Source organism: Corynebacterium sp. HMSC074C03, from assembly GCF_001838285.1.
GTDB lineage: Bacteria > Actinomycetota > Actinomycetes > Mycobacteriales > Mycobacteriaceae > Corynebacterium > Corynebacterium amycolatum.
Map to the genome: position 1 here is coordinate 1 of NZ_KV836210.1, position 264 is coordinate 264.

The 264-nt window shown below is 55.3% G+C and carries 1 protein-coding gene; it reads right to left on the reverse strand.

Features of this window, described 5'->3' with window-relative positions; genetic code table 11:
* Nucleotides 1–46: 46 nt before the first annotated feature.
* A partial coding sequence (locus HMPREF2847_RS04965) for an integrase core domain-containing protein (RefSeq protein WP_210401620.1) occupies nucleotides 47–264 on the reverse strand: 218 nt, incomplete at its 5' end.

A 264-nucleotide genomic window follows, 5' to 3' on the forward strand; every position in this document is an offset into this window, starting at 1 on the left:
TGGGGTTGCCCGCAAATCGTGGACACGTAGTGGGGCTACCTAGTGTTTAGGCAGCTATTTCTTTTCTACTGGTGGTTAGACCAATGTGGTTTTCGAAGTCGACGGGGCTGACCATTCCTAGTGCAGAGTGCCGGCGCCGACGGTTGTAAACGACTTCCATCCAGTAGGCAACGGCCTTGCGCGCAGCATCGCGGGTAGGCCAACGCTTACGGTCGTAGAACTCGGTTTTAAGCGTCGACCAGAACGACTCAGCCATCGCGTTAT